This window comes from Tsukamurella paurometabola (genome assembly GCF_900631615.1).
GTDB lineage: Bacteria > Actinomycetota > Actinomycetes > Mycobacteriales > Mycobacteriaceae > Tsukamurella > Tsukamurella paurometabola_A.
The window spans coordinates 3,048,051-3,064,227 of record NZ_LR131273.1 but is presented as its reverse complement, the minus strand read 5'-3'; the positions used below and the strand labels follow the sequence as shown (position 1 = coordinate 3,064,227).

Here is a 16,177-nt window from a genome sequence, read left to right as displayed (position 1 = left end):
TCGGGCGCCGTTCCCGCAGGCGGTGCCGCGATTTGGGTTGTGTCCGGACCGCTGGTAACCTGGTACGTCGGCAGTCAGTACCGGCTGTCCCTTTCGAGACAAGAGAGTTTGAACGCGTGGCCAACATCAAGTCCCAGATCAAGCGGATCAAGACCAACGAGCGCAACCGCCTGCGCAACCAGTCGGCGAAGTCGTCGCTGCGTACCGCCATCCGCCACTTCCGTGAGGCCGTCGAGGCCGGGGACAAGACCAAGGCCGGCGAGCTCCTCGTGAGCACCAGCCGCCAGCTCGACAAGGCCGCCAGCAAGGGCGTGATCCACGCCAACCAGGCCGCCAACAAGAAGTCGGCGCTGGCGCTCGCGCTGAACAAGCTCTGATCGTCCGCTAGACGCGCGTATCACCGCGCCGCACCACCCACCGGCACCACGCGGGCCGGGACTGGTGCGGCGCGGTTTTCGCGTATCCACGACGGGCGCGCCGGGTCGACGGTCCGCTCCTCGCACCCCGCGCCCCTGCCGTGACCGGACGCGCGGTCCGCGCGTCCGCTCCCTCAGCCCGCGAGTGTGGCGACCCTGCGGACCGCGATCTCCAGCGCGTAGTCCGGGTCCGCCGCCTGGCCCTTCACATCGGCGTTGGCGGCGGCGACCGCCTGCAACGCACCGGCGACGTTCTCGGCGCGCCACCGTCGCGCGACCTGCGTCATCTTCTTCACCTTCCACGGCGCCATGCCCAGCTCCCCCGCGTCCCGGTACTGGTCGGGGGTGCGGCCCAGGCCGCGGATCCGTGCGACGGAGTGCACCGCGTCGGCGAGTGCGTCGGCGATGAGCACGTGCGGCGTGCCGCGGTGCTGGGCCCAGCGCAGCGCCTCCAGCGCGGCCGCCACCTGCCCGGCGACGGCCTTGTCGGCGATCTCGAAGCCGGTGACCTCGGCGCGGCCCGCGTAGTAGCGGTGCACCGCGGCGAGGTCCACGCGGCCGCCCGTGTCGGCGACGAGTTGCGCGATCGCCGCGGCGAGCTCCCGCAGGTCCTTTCCGACGGAATCGACCAGCAGATCGACGAGCTCGTCGGAGACACGGACCTTCTGCGCCCGGAACTCCGACTTCGCGAAGTCCGCCCGGTCGCGCGCGGAGGTGATCGTGGGCACCTCCACCATTGCGGCGCCCGCCTTCTTGAGCGCGGCGACCATCGACTTCGCGCGGCCACCGCCGCTGTGCTCGATCACCAGGGTGATCCCGTCGGGCGGGTTCTTCGCCGCCTCGACGATGAGATCCACGGGCGCCTTGCCCGCCTCGCCGGCGGACTCGAGCACGACGATGCGCTCCTCGGCGAACAGCGAGGGGCTCAGCAGCTCCACCAGCTCGGACTGGTCGACATCGCCGGCGCGGATCCGGGTGACCGGCACGGCGTCACCCGCGCCGCCCGGCAGGCCCATACCTCCGTCGCCCGCCGCCGCGCGCGCCGACTCGACGATCGACGAGACCGCCCGCTCCACCAGGAGGCCCTCGGTCCCCACCACCACGTGTACGCGCGCGCTGTCCACCACGGCTCCCATACTTCCAGACCCCACCGACGACCACGCACGCCACGACCAGCGCGACGCCCGTGCCCGCACCGCCCGGCACGGGGAGGACGCCGATCCGCGCACACCACCGCGCGACCGTGATGACCCACCACAGCTCCGGCCCCGTCGCCGACACCGCGAGCGCGGCGACGGGCCCGGCGACCGGGGCCGCCACCGCGGCGAGCGTTCCGACCACCGTGATGATCGGGATCACCGGCCCGGCGAGGAGGTTCGCCACGACCCCGCCCAGCGGCACGCGGCCCGAGAAGGCGATCACGAGCGGCAACGTCACGACCTGCGCCACGATCGTCACCGCGAGCAGGCCGGCGAGCGTGTCCGGCACCCGCGCGAGGACCAGGCGATCGCGCACCACCGGCGACCACAGCACCAGCCCGGCGGTGGCCGCCACCGATAGCGCGAAACCGATGTCGCGGGCGAGCGCCGGGCGCACCAGCATCAGCACGACCACCGCGACGAACAGCGCGACCAACGGTTGCCGCCCGCGCCGCAGCGCCAGCGCCGCCACCCCGACCAGTCCCATCACCGCGGCCCGCACCACGGAGCCCGTGGGCCCCACCAGCCCGACGAAGGCGACGATCGCCACCGTCGTCACCGCGGCCCGCGCGGTGAGCGGCACGCCCGCCGCCGCGCACAGCCCCAGCACGCAGAGGGCGATGATCGCGAAGTTGGCGCCGCTCACCGCCGTGAGGTGGGTGAGGCCGGAGTCCTGGAAGTCGCCGCGCACGGTCGGCAGCGTGGCGGACTCGTCGCCCAGCACGAGCGCGGGCAGGAGCCCGGCGGCGTCGGCGGGGAGCGCCTCCGCAGCGACCGCGGCAAGCGCGCGACGGACCGCAGCGGCGGCACGGAAGTACGGCGGCGCACGGCCGAGTACCGTCGGCTCCCCCGCCCCGACGAGCACAACCGCGACGAGGCCCGGCCGCGTGCTCCGGAGCACCGTCGCGCGGATCGCGACCCGCTCGCCCGGTACCAGGCCGCCGAGATCCTGCGTCGCACCCAGGAGGAGCACTCCTCCCCGAGCCGGAGTCGTCGCATCGGTCCGCACCCCCTGCACCGTCGCTGCGACCAGTACGCGCGACGCGTCGAGGTGCCCGCCCGGGGATCCGGAGCGCTGCCGCGGCCACTCGTCAACCTCGAGCAGCACCTCGACCGGTCCTGCCCCGTCGTACGCCACGATCGGGGCCCGCTCCCGGTCGTGCACCCGCACCGCGACCGATGCGGCCACGCCGGCGCCGAGTCCCGCGGCCGCGACGACGACCAGGCTCACCGCCTGGATCACCGGCCCCGGCCGCCTGCGGCGGAGCACCGCCGCCGCCACTGCCACCGCCGCGAGTATTCCGGCCGTCCACCACGCCGCGACGGCGGAGATCAGTGCGACCGCGGCCGCCGCCCAACAGACGATCGCCGCCGGGAGAAGGCGCAGATCCAGCCGCTCGCGCACGTCACACCGTGGCCATCGGCTTGATCTTGGCGAGCTTCGCCTCGCCGATGCCGCTGACCTTCGCGAGGTCGTCGACGGTGCGGAACGGCCCGTTCTTGTCGCGGTAGGCGATGATCGCGGCGGCGGTCGCCGCGCCCACGCCGGGCAACCGGTCGAGCTCGGCGGCGCTCGCCGTGTTGATGTTGACCGCACCCGCCGCGTCGGCGCCGCCCGCACCGCCCACCGCCCCTCCCGGTGCCCCCGACGACGCGCCCGCCGCGCCCGCCACCGAGCCGGACCGCACGGAACTGCGCAGCGTCACTCCGGCCTTCGGATCCACAACGCCGACGACCACCTGATCGCCGTCGCGCAGCGGCTGCGCCAGGTTCAGGCTCGCGGTGTCGGCACCGCCGAGCGTGCCGCGGGCGGCGGTCAGGGCGTCGGCCACCCGGGCACCGGGCCGCAGCCGGTGCAACCCGGGGGCCCGCACCAGACCGACGACCGCCACGACCAGATCCGACGGCGCCGACCCCGATCCGGTCGCAGCGCCGGCCCCGGCGGACGCGGCCGCCCCCGACGGCGCGGACGGCTCCGCCGACGAGGACGCGCCCGCGAAATCCACGACCGGGTACTGCCCGCCGCCCTCGCGCGACGGTCCGAGGACCGTCACCGCCGCCACCACGGCGGCGATCACGCCCACCACGACGAGTGCGATCGCGGCCCGGGGCGTCGTCCGCACCCGCTCGACGGTGGCGCGCCACCCGACGGGTTCCTGCTCGTCCCAGAAGTCGTCGTCCTCCATGCGCACCCGGCGCGACGGCGTGACCCCGGTGCCGCGCCCGTCACCGTCCCGCCCGGGGTCGACCGGCTCGGCGTACTCCCGGCGGGCCGGCGCGAAGTCGTCGAGCCACGCGGGCCGCGCGAAGATCTGCTCGTCCGCGACGCCGCTTCCGGCCGCCGCCTCTCGTTCGCCGTTCATGCGACGACCGTAGGGCGCCGGCACCGCCGGAACGCTCGACGAGAGCGCGAACCGGGGCCGCCTGTGGATAACCCCGAACCTGTGGAGAACCCGCTCGCCGGAGCGCGATCCGTCGCAGCGTTGTGCTAGGCCGGATCCGCGCCGTCGACCAGCGCGGGCGCCACCGCGACGCCCACCGCGCCCGGTCCGAGGTGCGCGGCGATGGTGCCGCCGAACGGCCCGGTCACCAGTTCCTGGAGCTGCGGGAACTCCTCCTTGACCAGAGCGGCGACGTGCTCGGCGGCCTCGGGCGCCTCGACGTGGTGCACCGCGACCCGCGCGGGCCGGTTCCCGAGGTGCTGGGAGGCCAGGGCGGCGAGCTGGTCCCGCGCGCGGGAGACCGTGCGGGTCTTGCGCTCGGAGACGATCCGGCCGTCCTGCAGCCGCAGCACCGGCACGATCTGCAGCGCCCCGCCGAGCAGCTTCGCGAGGGCGCTCACGCGGCCGCCCGCCCGCAGGTGATCGAGCGTGGCGACACAGAAGAAGCCCTCGGCGCCGTCGAGCACCTGCCGCGCGGCCTCCGCGACCTCGTCGGCGGGCGCGCCGGCGCGGGCCAGCCGCGCCGCCTCCAGCACGCCGAATCCCATCGCCATGTCGATGCTCCGCGAGTCGACCACGGTGATGTCGGCGTCCATGAGCGCGGCCTGCGCGACCGACGTCGAGTAGGTGGAGCTCAGGTGGGAGCTCATGGTGATCACCACGACGCCGTCACCGCCGGCCTCGGCGACCGCGGCGGCGAGCACCTCGCGGACCTCGCCGACCGACGGGCCGGACGTGGTCACGCCCTCCTTGACGAACCGCTCGGCCTGGTAACCCGTGCCGCGGTCGATGTACTCGGCGTCGCCCGAGAGGACGTGCAACGGGAGGATGTGGATGCCGAGCTCGGCGACCCGCTCCGGGGCGATCGCGGCCGAGGCGTCGGTCACGACGACGACACTCATGGCGCACCCCCTCCCGCACCGCGCAGCGCGCGCAGCACCCGCTGCGCCACCTGCTCGTGCATCTCGAACGACCAGTGGATCCCGTCGATGTTATTGATCCCCAGGTCGAACGACCAGTCGCACAGGTCACGCACGGGAACGGTCGGCACGCCCGCACCGTCGGACCAGGAGCGCATCGCCCGCTGCGTGCGGGCCCACCCGGGGTGCGCGAACGAGTAGGCCAGCGCGCGGTGCGTCGGCGGCTCGAGCACCGCGACCGGGGCCTGCGGGCGCAGGGAGTGGATCGAGTCGTAGGTCTTGGCGAGGTAGTCGACGGTGACCTTCGGCGGCAGCGCCATGGGCCAGCCCACCGGCGCGAAGACCCTCTGGATCGTCGCGTAGCCGTCGCGGGCGCGGGCGCGCACGGAGGCGGGCCGCAGGTACCGGATCTGTTCGCGCAGCGCGGTCGGCAGCGGCGAGGGCAGCGAATCCATGCCGCCGAGCGCGAGGACCGCCGCCTCGACGGTCGGCACGGCCGCCCACACCCGCGGGTCCTGGGTCACGCACCACCAGCCGTCGCGGGTGGTCCAGCCGACGCGGGCGAAGAGCTCGCACCGCAGCCCCAGTTCGGCGGCCACGAGATTGGGCCAGATCCGCGGGTCCGAGGTGGGCAGCGCACCCTCGGGTCCGTAGAAGCCCAGGGAGTCGCTGAGCACCAGGAGGGTGCCGGTCGCCGATGCGCTCACTGGACCTCGGGCGCCACGTCCGACGAGGCGTTCCACACGTCGAGCCGCCACCGCGGTACGTCGCCGTGGCCGGAGAGCTGCACCCAACTGCAGTTGCCGAGGCCACCGAGGATCGGCCAGGAGGTCACCGGCAGGTCCAGCAGGCGGGCGGTGAGCGCGGCGACGAGGCCGCCGTGCGCCACGAGCACGACGGGGCGCTCGGAGTCGCCCCAGGCGGGCAGCCGCTCGATCAGTTCCTCCACCAGCGGGTACGAGCGGGCCGCGACGTCGACGCGGGCCTCGCCACCGGGCGGCGCCCATTCGGGGGCGTCGCGCCAGCGCAGCCGCGCGCCGGGCATGTACGCGTCGACCTCGCGGTGGGTCATGCCCTGCCAGTCCCCCAGCATGGTCTCCCGCAGCCGGACGTCGGTCTCGACGGTGCCGCCGGTCACCGCGGCGAGCGCGTCCGCGGTGTCGCGGGCGCGGCGCAGGTCGGAGCTGACGATCGCGATCGGATCGCGGTCGCCGAGCGCGTCGGCGGCCGCGGCGGCCTGCCGGCGTCCCAGGTCGGTGAGGTCCGTGTCGAGCTGGCCCTGCATGCGGCCTTCGGCGTTCGACGCCGTCTGGCCGTGCCGGAGCAGGATGAGACGGCGCACCGTCGGGGTCAGGCGCTCGACCGACGAGTCGAGCCCGTCCTCCACGTGCATCAGGCGCCCTCGCGGTCCCCGCCGGAGTCCGCGGCGCCGTCGGCGCGGTCGTGCTCACCGAGGCCCTCGACCTCGATGTGCGGGCAGTCCTTCCACAGCTTCTCGAGGGCGTAGTACTCGCGCTCCTCCTCGTGGAAGACGTGCACGACGATGTCGAGGAAGTCCAGCAGGGCCCAGCGGCCCTCGCGCGCGCCCTCGCGGCGGGTGGGCTTGACGCCGGCCTCGCGGAGCTTGTCCTCGACCTCCTCGACGATGGCGTTCACCTGACGCTCGTTGCTCGCCGACGCGATGACGAAGGCCTCGGTCAGTACGAGCTGCTCCGAGACGTCGAGCACGACGACGTCGCTCGCGAGCTTGTCGTCGGCCGCGCGGGCCGCGACGGCGGCGAGGGTACGGGCCTGATCGGATGCGGTCATGATCCTCCTGGGTTCACGGTCTGGTCCGGTGCCGGGCGGCTCTGATAGAGAGCTCGCTTGGCGATGTACTGCACCACGCCGTCGGGCACGAGGTACCAGACGGGCCGTCCGGCGTCGGCGCGTGCGCGACAGTCGGTCGACGAGATGGCCAGCGCGGGCACCTCCACGAGGAACAATCTATCCTTCGGCACGTCCGACAGGTGATCCGCCGCCAGGTGGTAGCCGGGCCGGGAGACGCCGATGAAGGTGGCGAGCCCGAACAGCTCCTCCCAGTCCTGCCAGCTGAGGATGGAGGCGAGGGCATCGGCGCCGGTGATGAAGAACAGGTCGGTGTCGGGGTTCTGCCGGTGCAGGTCGCGCAGCGTGTCCACGGTGTAGGTGTCGCCGCCGCGGTCGATGTCCACTCGGCTCACGGAGAAACGCGGGTTCGACGCGGTCGCGATCACCGTCATCAGGTAGCGGTCCTCGGCGGGCGTGACCTCGCTCTTCTGCCACGGTCGGCCGGTGGGGACGAAGATCACCTCGTCGAGATCGAATCGGTCCGCCACCTCGCTGGCGGCCACGAGGTGACCGTGGTGGATCGGGTCGAAGGTCCCACCCATGACGCCCACGCGGCGGCGACCGTGATCGCTGCCGCGACGGCGCCCGGCGGTGCTGGACTCACGCATAACGGTCCATCCTATGCATCCCGCCCGCGGGTCAGACGGGCAGCAGGCGCCCGATGACCTCGGCCAGCTGCCCCGCGGTGCGGCATTCGTACATGTCGATGAGCCGCCCGTACTTGTCCGCGACCGAGTCTCCCGTGCCCCACGAGGCCTTCCGCTCCGGGTTGAGCCAGAACGCGTGGCGCGCCCGCTCGACGAGCTCGTCGAGCTCCGCCAGCGCGGGATCGGTGTGGTTGGACCGGGCGTCGCCGAGGATCAGCAGGGTCCCGCGGTGCGTGACCGCGTCGGGGAAGTCGCGGACGAACGTGCGCAGCACGTTGCCGTAGTCGGAGCCGCCGAACCGGGCGACCTTGGTCTCCCGGATCACCCGGTCGAACATGTCCACCACGGTGTCGACGGTGAGCGTGCGCGACGGGTCGATGTAGTCGGTGATCTCGTCCACGGAGTCGACGAAGCCGAACACGCGGATCTTGGAGAACTCGGCGCTGAGCGCGTGCGTGAGCAGCAGCGTGAAGTTGGAGAAGCCCGCGACGGAGCCGGAGAGGTCGCACAGGAGCACGAGCTCGGGCTTGGTGGGCCGGGGTCGACGGTGCGCCAGATCGATCGGCACGCCGCCGGTCGACATCGACTTGCGCAGCGTGCGGCGCAGGTCGATGGGGCCGCGGCGGGCGCGGCGCCGCCGCACCAGCAGGCGTGTGGACAGCTGGCGGGCCAGCGGCCGGACGGTCTGCTCCATGCGGTGCAGCTCGGTGCGGGTGGCGGCGAAGAAGGCGACGTTCTCGGGCAGCTGCGGAGCGGCGTACTGCGCGACGGCCTCGGGGCCCCGTCGAGCGGCCATGGCGACGGAGGTGAGCTCCTGCACCCGCTCCGTGAGCCCGGCGACGCGCGAGCGCGCGACGCGGCGCGCGGACTCGTACTCGAAGCTGCCGGGCGCGGCGCCGTCCTCCCCGGCGGCGGCGAGCAGGCCGTTGGCGATGGCGGCGATGAGCGTCTGCGGGTTCAACGCCTTAAGCGCCTGGTACGAGGAGAAGGCCGTGCCGGTCGCCGACTGGTACTCGCCGAGCTGCTCGACGATCTGGCTGGCGATGCCGTCGTGGTCGCCGCCGGCGACGAGCGCGGCGACGGCCTCCTGCCGCAGCGCCTCGCGGACGGCGTCCGGATCGGGCGGCGTGTCGGGAGCGGGCATCTTCAACGGGTCGACCTGGTCGGGCGCCTCGCCTGGCGCCCCCGAGCAGCCCTCCCCGCCGGACCCGGTGGCACCGTCGGGCCCGCTCCCCGCCGCGCCGAAGCCGCCGCGGACGGGGAAGTACAGATCGAAGATGACGTCGAAGGTCTTGCGGTGCATCTGCTCGCGCAGCAGCACCGCGGCGAGGCCCTCGCGGAGCTGGCCGCGGTCGGTGAGGTCGAGCACCGTCAGCACCTCGGCGGCGGTGATCGCCTCGCCCGGGCCGATGGCCATGCCGCGCTCACGCAGGGTCCGCACGAAGGCGTGCAGGTGCGTATCCAGAGGCGTGCCGGCGCCCGGATCCCGCACGCTGGTCATGACAGGCCCAGCGCCGCCGCGGCGGTCTCGATGTCGACCTGGTGCTTGAGCACCACGCCGAGCGTCGAGCGGAGGGCCGCCTTGTCGATGGACCCGCTGGCGCTGCCGGTCACGCCGAGCGCGAGCAGGGTGCGGCACCAGTCGAGCGTCTCCGAGACGGACGGCTTCTTCTTCAGATCGAGACCGCGCAGCGTCGAGATGACGCGCAGCAACTGCTGCGCGACCTCGGTCGGCAGGTCGGGAACGCGGCTGCGGATGATCGACAGTTCCAGCTCGGCGTCCGGGAAGTCGATGTGCAGGTACAGGCAGCGGCGCTTGAGCGCCTCCGACAGCTCACGGGTGGCGTTCGAGGTGAGGAAGACCAGCGGCTTGCGCTCGGCGACGATGGTGCCCAGTTCGGGCACCGTCACCGCGTAGTCCGAGAGGACCTCCAGCAGCAGCCCCTCGAACTCGAGATCGGCCTTGTCGGCCTCGTCGATGAGCAGGACCGACGGTCCGCCCTCCCGCACCGCCTGCAGGAGCGGGCGCGGGAGGAGGAACTCCTCGGAGAAGACGTCCTGCTTGGTGTCGTCCCAGTCGCCGTCGCCGCCGGAGGACTGGATGCGCAGGATCTGCTTGGCGTGGTTCCACTCGTACAGGGCGCGGGCCTCGTCGATGCCCTCGTAGCACTGCAGGCGGACGAAGCGGGCGGCGCTGGCCTGGGCGCAGGCGCGGGCCAGCTCGGTCTTTCCGACGCCGGCGGGGCCCTCCACGAGGAGCGGCTTGCCCAGTCTGTCGGCGAGGAAGACGGCCGTGGCGGTGGCGACCGACGGGATGTAGCCGGTCTCGCGCAGTGCCGCGGCGACGTCGTCGACGCTGGTGAACAACGCGGTGGGCGCGGGGGTCGTGATGTCGGTGCTCAGCGTGCAGCCTTCCGTTTGAGGACCTCCTTCGAGAAGCCCTTCGACGCGATCTCTGCACTCATCTTCACACCCTTGCGCACGACGAAGCCGGGCAGCTTGATCTTGAGGGCGATGTTCATCTCGCACAGGACGTGCACTTTGTCGTCACCGACCGGCGTGAGCTGGTAGTACCCGCCCTGGGAGCGCACGGCGACGCCCTCGCTCTCCGACTGCCAGGCGACCCTGGTCACGGGTGTGAACTCGTAGCGGAACCGCATCGAGTCGCTGATGCCGACCATGCCGGCCTCGACCTCGACGACCCGCGGGTCCCCCTCCGCATCGCGCTCGACGACCGTCACCCGCTTGTGCGACGACGACCACTCGGGAAGCGATTCGACGTCCAGCAGCGTCGCGTAGGCGAGCGCGGCGGGCGCATCGATCTCGAACTCGACCTTCTCCTTGATTGCCATTGCAACAATCTAGCGAGGCCGCCGGGCCCTCGGACGGCGAGCCCGGCGGCGGAGCGTCAGGCCGCGGCCTTGCGCTTGAGGACCTCCTTGGTGAGGCCGTTCTTGATGATGTCCATCGCCAGCTTGATGCCCTTCTTCACCACGAATCCGGGCGCCTTGACCTTGGGATCGAGGTACATGGTGACCTTGACGTGGGTCTGATCGTCGCCCTTGGGTGCGAGCTCGTAGATGCCGCCCTGGCTGCGCACGGCGGTGCCCTCGTTGCGGGTGTCCCACTTGCAGCTGACGTCGGTGAAGACGTAGTCGAAGGTGAGGTTGTCGCTGAACATCATGAGGCCGACGGAGGCGTCGACCACGCTCGGGCGGCCGTTCGCGTCGCGCTCGACGACCTTGACGTTGCTGTGCGCCGACGACCAGTCCGGCAGCGCCTCGACGTCCGCGAGGGTGTCCAGCACCAGCGAAACCGGCGCGTCGATGTCGAATTCGAGGGACTCGTTGATTGCCATGCCCGACAACCTACCCCCGAGGGCACCCGGTTCCGGGCGGGTCGGAATTACCGGGGCCGGACGTGCCCGTCGCCCCACGCGATCCACTTGGTGGAGGTCAGTTCCGGGAGCCCCATCGGGCCGCGGGCGTGGAGCTTCTGCGTGGAGATCCCGATCTCCGCACCGAACCCGAACTGCTCGCCGTCGGTGAACGCGGTGGACGCGTTGACCATCACGGCGGCGGCGTCGACGCGGGTGGTGAAGGCGCGGGCCGCCGCGAGGTCGCCGGTGACGATGGCTTCGGTGTGCCCGGTGCCGTAGTGGTCGATGTGCGCGATCGCGGCGTCCAGCCCGTCGACCAGCTTCACCGCGACGTCCAGGCTGAGGTATTCGTCGGCCCAGTCGGTCTCGGTGGCGGGCACCATGCCGTTCTCGTCGCCGTGCACGATCACGCCCTCGGCCTGGAAGGTGCTCAGGAGGCGGGGCAGGAAGGTGTCGGCGAGCGCGCGATCGACCAGCACGGTCTCGACGGTGTTGCAGACGCTGGGCCGGCGCGTCTTGGCGTTGAGCACGATCTCCTCGGCCATGTCGAGGTCGGCCGCGGGGTGGACGTAGATGTGGCAGTTGCCGACGCCCGTCTCGATGGTCGGCACGGTCGCGTCGCGCACCACGGCCGCGATGAGTCCGGCGCCGCCGCGAGGGATGACCACGTCGACCAGGCCGCGGGCTCGGATCAGCGCGGTCACGCTGGCCCGGGAGTCGGCGGAGAGCAGCGAGACCGCGTCGGGCGTGATGCCGCTCGCCGTGAGGGACTCGCGCAGGATCGCCACGAGGGCGGCGTTCGACGAGGCCGCCGAACTCGAGCCGCGCAGCAGCACGGCATTGCCGGACTTGAGCGTGAGCCCGAAGGCGTCGACGGTGACGTTGGGCCGGGCCTCGTAGACGATGCCCACGACGCCGAGCGGCACGGCCACCTGTCGCAGCTCGAGGCCGTTGGGCAGCGTGGAGCCGCGTAGCACGTTCCCGATCGGGTCCGGCAGGCCGGCGACCTGCCGCAGGCCCGACGCGATGCCGTCCACGCGAGCCGCGTTGAGGGCGAGCCGGTCGATGAGCGACTCCTCGGTGCCGGCGGCGCGGGCCCGTTCGACGTCCTCGGCGTTCGCGGCGAGGATGCGGTCCTTGCTCGCCAGCAGCGCGTCGGCGGCGGCGTGCAGCGCGGCGTTCTTCTGCTCGGTGGTCAGCGTGATCAGCTGCTTCGACGCGGCGCGGGCGGCGCGGGCCGCCTCCTCGACCGCGGCGGTCGCGGTCTGCAGTTCGGCGTCCTGGGCGGTGGGCGTGCTCATGGTCCGAGAATACGGGGCGGCCGGAATCGTCGGTGCGCGGTGTTACGTTGCGCTCGTGTCCCGTCGGAGATCCACCCGCAGCCTGTCCCGGCGGTCGTGGCTGGCGCTCGTACTGGTCACGGCCACGGCCGTCTTCGTCGCGATCGGGGCGTACCGGGACCGGTCCGGCGCGGAGCCCGGCACCGGCCCGGTGGCCCCCTCGGCCACGGTGCCCGACGGTGCGCCGCTCGCCGGCGTCCGGATCGTCGCCACCCGGGAGCGCGCCCCGCAGCCCTACCGTCGCGCGGCCTTCGGGAAGGCGTGGACGGACGACCAGTCGGCGCCGCTCGGGCACAACGGCTGCGACACCCGCAACGACGTGCTGGACCGCGACCTGACGGACAAGACCTACGTCCGCACCTCGACGTGCCCCCGCGCAGTCGCCACGGGAGTGCTGGTCGACCCGTACGGCGGCGCGACGATCCGGTTCGAGCGCGGCGCGAAGACCTCGGCCAAGGTGCAGATCGACCACGTCATCGCGCTGGCCTACGCCTGGGACATGGGCGCCTGGTCGTGGGACGACACCAGACGCGCCGCGTTCGCCAACGATCCGAGGAATCTCGTCGCGGTGGACGGGCCGGCGAACGAGAACAAGCGCGACTCTCCCCCGGGCCGCTGGATGCCGTCCAACGAGCGCTTCCACTGCCAGTACGCGCAGCAGTTCGCGTTCGTCGCCCGCGAGTACGGCCTGTCCGTCGACCGCTCCTCCGCCGCCGTCATCGTGCAAGCCGACAATCTATGTCAACCGTAGGAGACCTAGTTCCGGTTCTGTTCAAGTTTGAGCATCCAGTCGAGCATTGTCAGCTGAAACTGCCGCCTTGCCACTGGCTCGGGATCCGTCATCGCGTAATCTCGGAGCATCTTAGGCATGTCGGGGATGCCAGGCCCGACACGACGACGCTGACCAGGGGCCACGGGATCCAGCAGCGCAACCTCGTTCCTCTGTTCACGGAATGCGTCGCGATTCCCCAGCCAACGTTCCAAACAGCATGTGAAGATCTTTGAGCAATAGCGATCAAAGTCATTCAAGCGCATCCCGTTCGCGAGACCCAACAGAGTCCGGCAGGCCAATTTCGACGACACCCCTCCAAGAATGCCGGGCACAATCAGAGCTTGAACGCAGTCGAGAATGCTTGCTGCAGCCTCGGCGTGAACGTTGGGTTCCAGATCTAGGCGTACCTTCAGGTCACCTACACATTCCTCCAGCTTGGAATAGTTCGAGGTGTACGCCAAAGCCTCAATCTCACACAGATCAACTTCAACTCTTTGTTCACTGGTTAGTTTTAGCGACTGTCGAACCTGACGACACTTGTCAAGGACCGCCGGATAATCGCCAACCTCTAGATCGCGTTGAATCGAGCTGTACTCGATCAGAAACGGGCTAGCAAATCCAAATCTCTTCATTGCCGCAATTGCCTCGGCGCGGATCGAGAGGATAATTTCCCGCTCCGAGCCCCGACCTCCTGGCCGTTCCGCAGAGATGCGCCTTTCAAGCATTCCAACGATATCGACGATACTTGCCGCTACACCACCGCCATCCCAATCCCATCCCGACCTGGCCACTTCGCCGTTCATAGCCTCCAGCGACTGGATGAGATGTTCAACTACCGCTGACCGATCGTCGCCGCGGTTCAGAAGAACCGTAGCAAGCTGTTGATGGGTCTTGCACAGCGACACCAGATGAGGTCGCTCCTTCGCTTCAAGCCAGTTTAATTCATCATTCAGAAGTCGCTCAGCGTCGTCATAGCGCCCTTGCTTATGGTACAAATGCGCAAGGTTCCCGGCCAACAGCGCGCAGAGATTCGGGGGATCGGACAATTGATGAAGCCTAGTCAATAGCGCCTCAGCGTGCGGCTCCACTTCCAGCGCGAACCTTATCGAGTCGTGATCCATGTAATGCGCAATCCAATGGGAAACAAATCCTCCGACTTGTTCGACGACGACATAGAGGTCGAACTTCTGTCGAATAACATGCTGCACAATCTCATTCATGTCGTATCGATCAGAAAGCGCGCCCACATTGCTACGAGCATCGACCTCAACTGAATCGTTGATTAGTGACGCGGTCCGCAGCGAATTGATCGTGCGCAGTAGACTGTACTCATCGACATCGGTCGCCGGACTCCGCGAAGTATCAATAAGCACACTCAGATCGGTCGTGGCGGCCTCATACACCATCTTAGCAGGAATCGCTGTCGGAGCTAGAACGGAACAGACAGCTGCAAACTCGGAGGCAACCTCGCCGGAGTCACTGATGGCACGCTCGTAGGATCTGCTTAGAACGCCGTCAACAGCGATATGTAGCGCAGCAAGTAGAGGCTTATCATATCCGTCGCGTTCCAGCTCATCGTCCGCCAACAAGCGATATCTGTCGATCTCATCGCGATAGAGGTCACAGTGTGTTATCAAACGCCCCCGTGTGCCGAGGCTTGCGGCCGCAACTCTAATCGCCAGCGGCCAATCACCTAATAGATCGCATACAGCATCCGCGGCAGATTCAATCTGGCCGCTTTCGATCTCACACCCATCATCAACAACGCTGGCGAGAAGCAGTTGGACGGACTCATGCCGCTCGAATCGGCGCACCTCAATCGGCTGTGTCGAGCCCCAATCTCTGGCATTGATAGACGTGAACACGACATGAATATCGCTATGCCGCGGTATCCATTTTTCAATAGCCCCGAACGATACAGCGTTATCAAGTACCAACAGCCAACGCCCCGGTGTGTCATCAATGCGGGACCGGAATCTTTCTGAAACGTGCGGCGCTGATTCTCTACTCGACGATTCGGTTGAAACCAGATCGGAGAAGATTTTCGATCGTGCCAGCGAGCTAACGATCGAGGAATCCGATTCAGCGTCTATCCAAACGATCCTGTCATAGAGGGCACGGTTTCGATGACAGTACATCGCCGCCAGGCGTGTCTTGCCGATTCCAGACTTCCCGACCAACGCACACCGCTTGGGGCCTATGCTAGATTTTCCGCCCGCAAGTAGACGATCTTCAAGCAACGTCATCTCTCGCGTCCGCAAAACCCCACTCGCCGGAGGTACAGCAAAAATTCCGTCTCCATATTCCCTGAGCGAGACTACATCTGCGATAATCTCGCTCGCCATTGCGAGCTCTCGACAAAATTCCTCGAATGTCATCGAACTCGAATCCAGCCCCGAACCGTGGGACGCGCCGCGTTTGAACACAGCATTCTCGAGGTATCCGCAAAGAACCCCTCCTGCGCGTTGCCCCAATGGGAGTTGTATAGATCTTCTCCACGATGAGACACGGTCCAGAATCCGTGCTGATACGTCTGTCTCCGATTCGGATCGGGCCTCAATCTCGCAAAGCGAGAACCGCTGGACAAGGTCGTCAGCCTCAACGCGATCGATATGTTGCAATGCGGCCGGCGATCTCCAACAAATCTCCCTGAGTCGGACGACAAGGTCGTCCCCACCGATTTCGCCCGTTCGGAAACTCTTCAGCGCTTCTACCAATTCCGCCAGCCCCAAACTCGGGCGCGCGTTGGTCGTCAATACGTATAGGCGCGCGGATTCGTTACGAATCATTCGCGTGAGAACTCGAATCGCATCCGCGGGCGAGTACGCACTCTCGTCACTCTTTATTGTCGACTTGACTTGATGAATCTCCAGGAGAGATCCCTCCTTGTCGCGGACGGCAAAGTCCACAACATGTGAATCTCGAAGATCTTCTGCGGCGTCACCGTCAACCGAAATTGACGACCGCACATCAATTCCTCGTTCAAGCAGAACCAGCATTCGTTCGACCGTGTAGAGATACTGGTATCGATAACCCGATGCCCCCGCAGTGCCGCTCAACCGATCCCCACCTTCTATATAAACGCATCCTAAGTTCCCAATACTTGTCTTTTGCAACCATAGCGCGACTTACTGACCGTAGCTATCGGATGCAAACAAGCAGTGCTGCTTGTTTTTTTCGCCTCCAGCTGACAG

Annotated in this window: 16 protein-coding genes; 2 read left to right on the top strand and 14 right to left on the bottom strand. The window is 69.0% G+C overall.

Translation table 11 applies throughout. From position 1 onward, the window contains the following. The first annotated feature begins 116 nt into the window (after window positions 1–116). Entirely contained in the window at window positions 117–377 is a 261-nt protein-coding gene (gene rpsT, locus ELY19_RS15275) for a 30S ribosomal protein S20 (RefSeq protein ID WP_126196981.1), read from the top strand. Between the two features lie 173 nt (window positions 378–550). On the opposite strand, the gene holA is transcribed toward rpsT, so the two are convergent. The 13 genes from holA to ELY19_RS15210 form a co-directional block, all read right to left on the bottom strand. Further along, window positions 551–1,513 carry a DNA polymerase III subunit delta gene (gene holA, locus ELY19_RS15270; protein ID WP_227966859.1) on the bottom strand — a complete coding sequence of 321 codons (963 nt, stop codon included), beginning with the start codon at window positions 1,511–1,513 and terminating at the stop codon, window positions 551–553. Then, the gene (locus ELY19_RS23835; RefSeq protein ID WP_126196979.1) at window positions 1,407–3,020 is read right to left on the bottom strand and encodes a ComEC/Rec2 family competence protein; all 1,614 of its coding nucleotides are present in this window, start codon (window positions 3,018–3,020) and stop codon (window positions 1,407–1,409) included. The genes holA and ELY19_RS23835 overlap by 107 nt, the downstream gene beginning before the upstream one ends. Window position 3,021: 1 nt before the next feature. Continuing rightward, complete coding sequence (locus ELY19_RS15260) at window positions 3,022–3,978, bottom strand: ComEA family DNA-binding protein (RefSeq protein WP_126196978.1); 957 nt, start codon at window positions 3,976–3,978, stop codon at window positions 3,022–3,024. 125 nt (window positions 3,979–4,103) lie between these two features. Then, a complete protein-coding gene (locus tag ELY19_RS15255) occupies window positions 4,104–4,958 on the bottom strand; it encodes a DegV family protein (protein WP_126196977.1) in 855 nt (284 codons plus the stop codon). After that, a complete protein-coding gene (gene octT / locus ELY19_RS15250) occupies window positions 4,955–5,683 on the bottom strand; it encodes a diglucosylglycerate octanoyltransferase (protein WP_126196976.1) in 729 nt (242 codons plus the stop codon). The genes ELY19_RS15255 and octT overlap by 4 nt, the downstream gene beginning before the upstream one ends. After that, a complete protein-coding gene (locus tag ELY19_RS15245; protein WP_126196975.1) occupies window positions 5,680–6,369 on the bottom strand; it encodes a histidine phosphatase family protein in 690 nt (229 codons plus the stop codon). The genes octT and ELY19_RS15245 overlap by 4 nt, the downstream gene beginning before the upstream one ends. Beyond that, window positions 6,369–6,785 (bottom strand): ribosome silencing factor, encoded by a 417-nt coding sequence (rsfS, locus tag ELY19_RS15240; protein WP_126196974.1) that lies wholly within the window; start codon window positions 6,783–6,785, stop codon window positions 6,369–6,371. The genes ELY19_RS15245 and rsfS overlap by 1 nt, the downstream gene beginning before the upstream one ends. Next, window positions 6,782–7,453, bottom strand: coding sequence for a nicotinate-nucleotide adenylyltransferase (gene nadD / locus ELY19_RS15235; RefSeq protein WP_126196973.1), 672 nt, complete (start codon window positions 7,451–7,453; stop codon window positions 6,782–6,784). The genes rsfS and nadD overlap by 4 nt, the downstream gene beginning before the upstream one ends. 31 nt (window positions 7,454–7,484) lie before the next feature. Further along, complete coding sequence (locus tag ELY19_RS15230) at window positions 7,485–8,993, bottom strand: vWA domain-containing protein (RefSeq protein WP_126196972.1); 1,509 nt, start codon at window positions 8,991–8,993, stop codon at window positions 7,485–7,487. After that, window positions 8,990–9,883 (bottom strand): AAA family ATPase, encoded by an 894-nt coding sequence (locus ELY19_RS15225; RefSeq protein ID WP_126198864.1) that lies wholly within the window; start codon window positions 9,881–9,883, stop codon window positions 8,990–8,992. Before ELY19_RS15225 ends, ELY19_RS15230 begins: the two co-directional genes overlap by 4 nt. An 8-nt stretch (window positions 9,884–9,891) precedes the next feature. Beyond that, window positions 9,892–10,344: an SRPBCC family protein gene (locus tag ELY19_RS15220; protein ID WP_126196971.1), complete on the bottom strand. Its 453-nt coding sequence runs from the start codon at window positions 10,342–10,344 to the stop codon at window positions 9,892–9,894. A gap of 56 nt (window positions 10,345–10,400) precedes the next feature. Next, on the bottom strand, window positions 10,401–10,850 hold the full coding sequence (locus ELY19_RS15215) for an SRPBCC family protein (RefSeq protein WP_126196970.1): 450 nt from the start codon (window positions 10,848–10,850) through the stop codon (window positions 10,401–10,403). Window positions 10,851–10,897: 47 nt separating this feature from the next. After that, entirely contained in the window at window positions 10,898–12,172 is a 1,275-nt protein-coding gene (locus tag ELY19_RS15210; RefSeq protein ID WP_126196969.1) for a glutamate-5-semialdehyde dehydrogenase, read from the bottom strand. 82 nt (window positions 12,173–12,254) lie between these two features. Here ELY19_RS15210 and ELY19_RS15205 point away from each other — a divergent pair, with 82 nt between their 5' ends. Further along, window positions 12,255–12,962 carry an HNH endonuclease family protein gene (locus tag ELY19_RS15205; protein ID WP_227967341.1) on the top strand — a complete coding sequence of 236 codons (708 nt, stop codon included), beginning with the start codon at window positions 12,255–12,257 and terminating at the stop codon, window positions 12,960–12,962. A 5-nt stretch (window positions 12,963–12,967) separates the two neighbouring features. Here ELY19_RS15205 and ELY19_RS15200 read toward each other — a convergent pair whose 3' ends face one another. Then, a complete protein-coding gene (locus ELY19_RS15200) occupies window positions 12,968–15,982 on the bottom strand; it encodes a tetratricopeptide repeat protein (RefSeq protein ID WP_126196968.1) in 3,015 nt (1,004 codons plus the stop codon). Window positions 15,983–16,177: the final 195 nt, after the last annotated feature.

Excerpts from the sequence above, each read along its gene's own strand:
- ELY19_RS15260 (WP_126196978.1), bottom strand. The coding sequence starts at position 3,978 with ATGAACGGCGAACGAGAGGCGGCGGCCGGAAGCGGCGTCGCGGACGAG.
- ELY19_RS15255 (WP_126196977.1), bottom strand. The coding sequence starts at position 4,958 with ATGAGTGTCGTCGTCGTGACCGACGCCTCGGCCGCGATCGCCCCGGAG.
- ELY19_RS15245 (WP_126196975.1), bottom strand. The coding sequence starts at position 6,369 with ATGCACGTGGAGGACGGGCTCGACTCGTCGGTCGAGCGCCTGACCCCG.
- rsfS (WP_126196974.1), bottom strand. The coding sequence starts at position 6,785 with ATGACCGCATCCGATCAGGCCCGTACCCTCGCCGCCGTCGCGGCCCGC.
- nadD (WP_126196973.1), bottom strand. The coding sequence starts at position 7,453 with ATGCGTGAGTCCAGCACCGCCGGGCGCCGTCGCGGCAGCGATCACGGT.
- ELY19_RS15230 (WP_126196972.1), bottom strand. The coding sequence starts at position 8,993 with ATGACCAGCGTGCGGGATCCGGGCGCCGGCACGCCTCTGGATACGCAC.
- ELY19_RS15220 (WP_126196971.1), bottom strand. The coding sequence starts at position 10,344 with ATGGCAATCAAGGAGAAGGTCGAGTTCGAGATCGATGCGCCCGCCGCG.
- ELY19_RS15215 (WP_126196970.1), bottom strand. The coding sequence starts at position 10,850 with ATGGCAATCAACGAGTCCCTCGAATTCGACATCGACGCGCCGGTTTCG.
- ELY19_RS15210 (WP_126196969.1), bottom strand. The coding sequence starts at position 12,172 with ATGAGCACGCCCACCGCCCAGGACGCCGAACTGCAGACCGCGACCGCC.
- ELY19_RS15200 (WP_126196968.1), bottom strand. The coding sequence starts at position 15,982 with ATGCTGGTTCTGCTTGAACGAGGAATTGATGTGCGGTCGTCAATTTCG.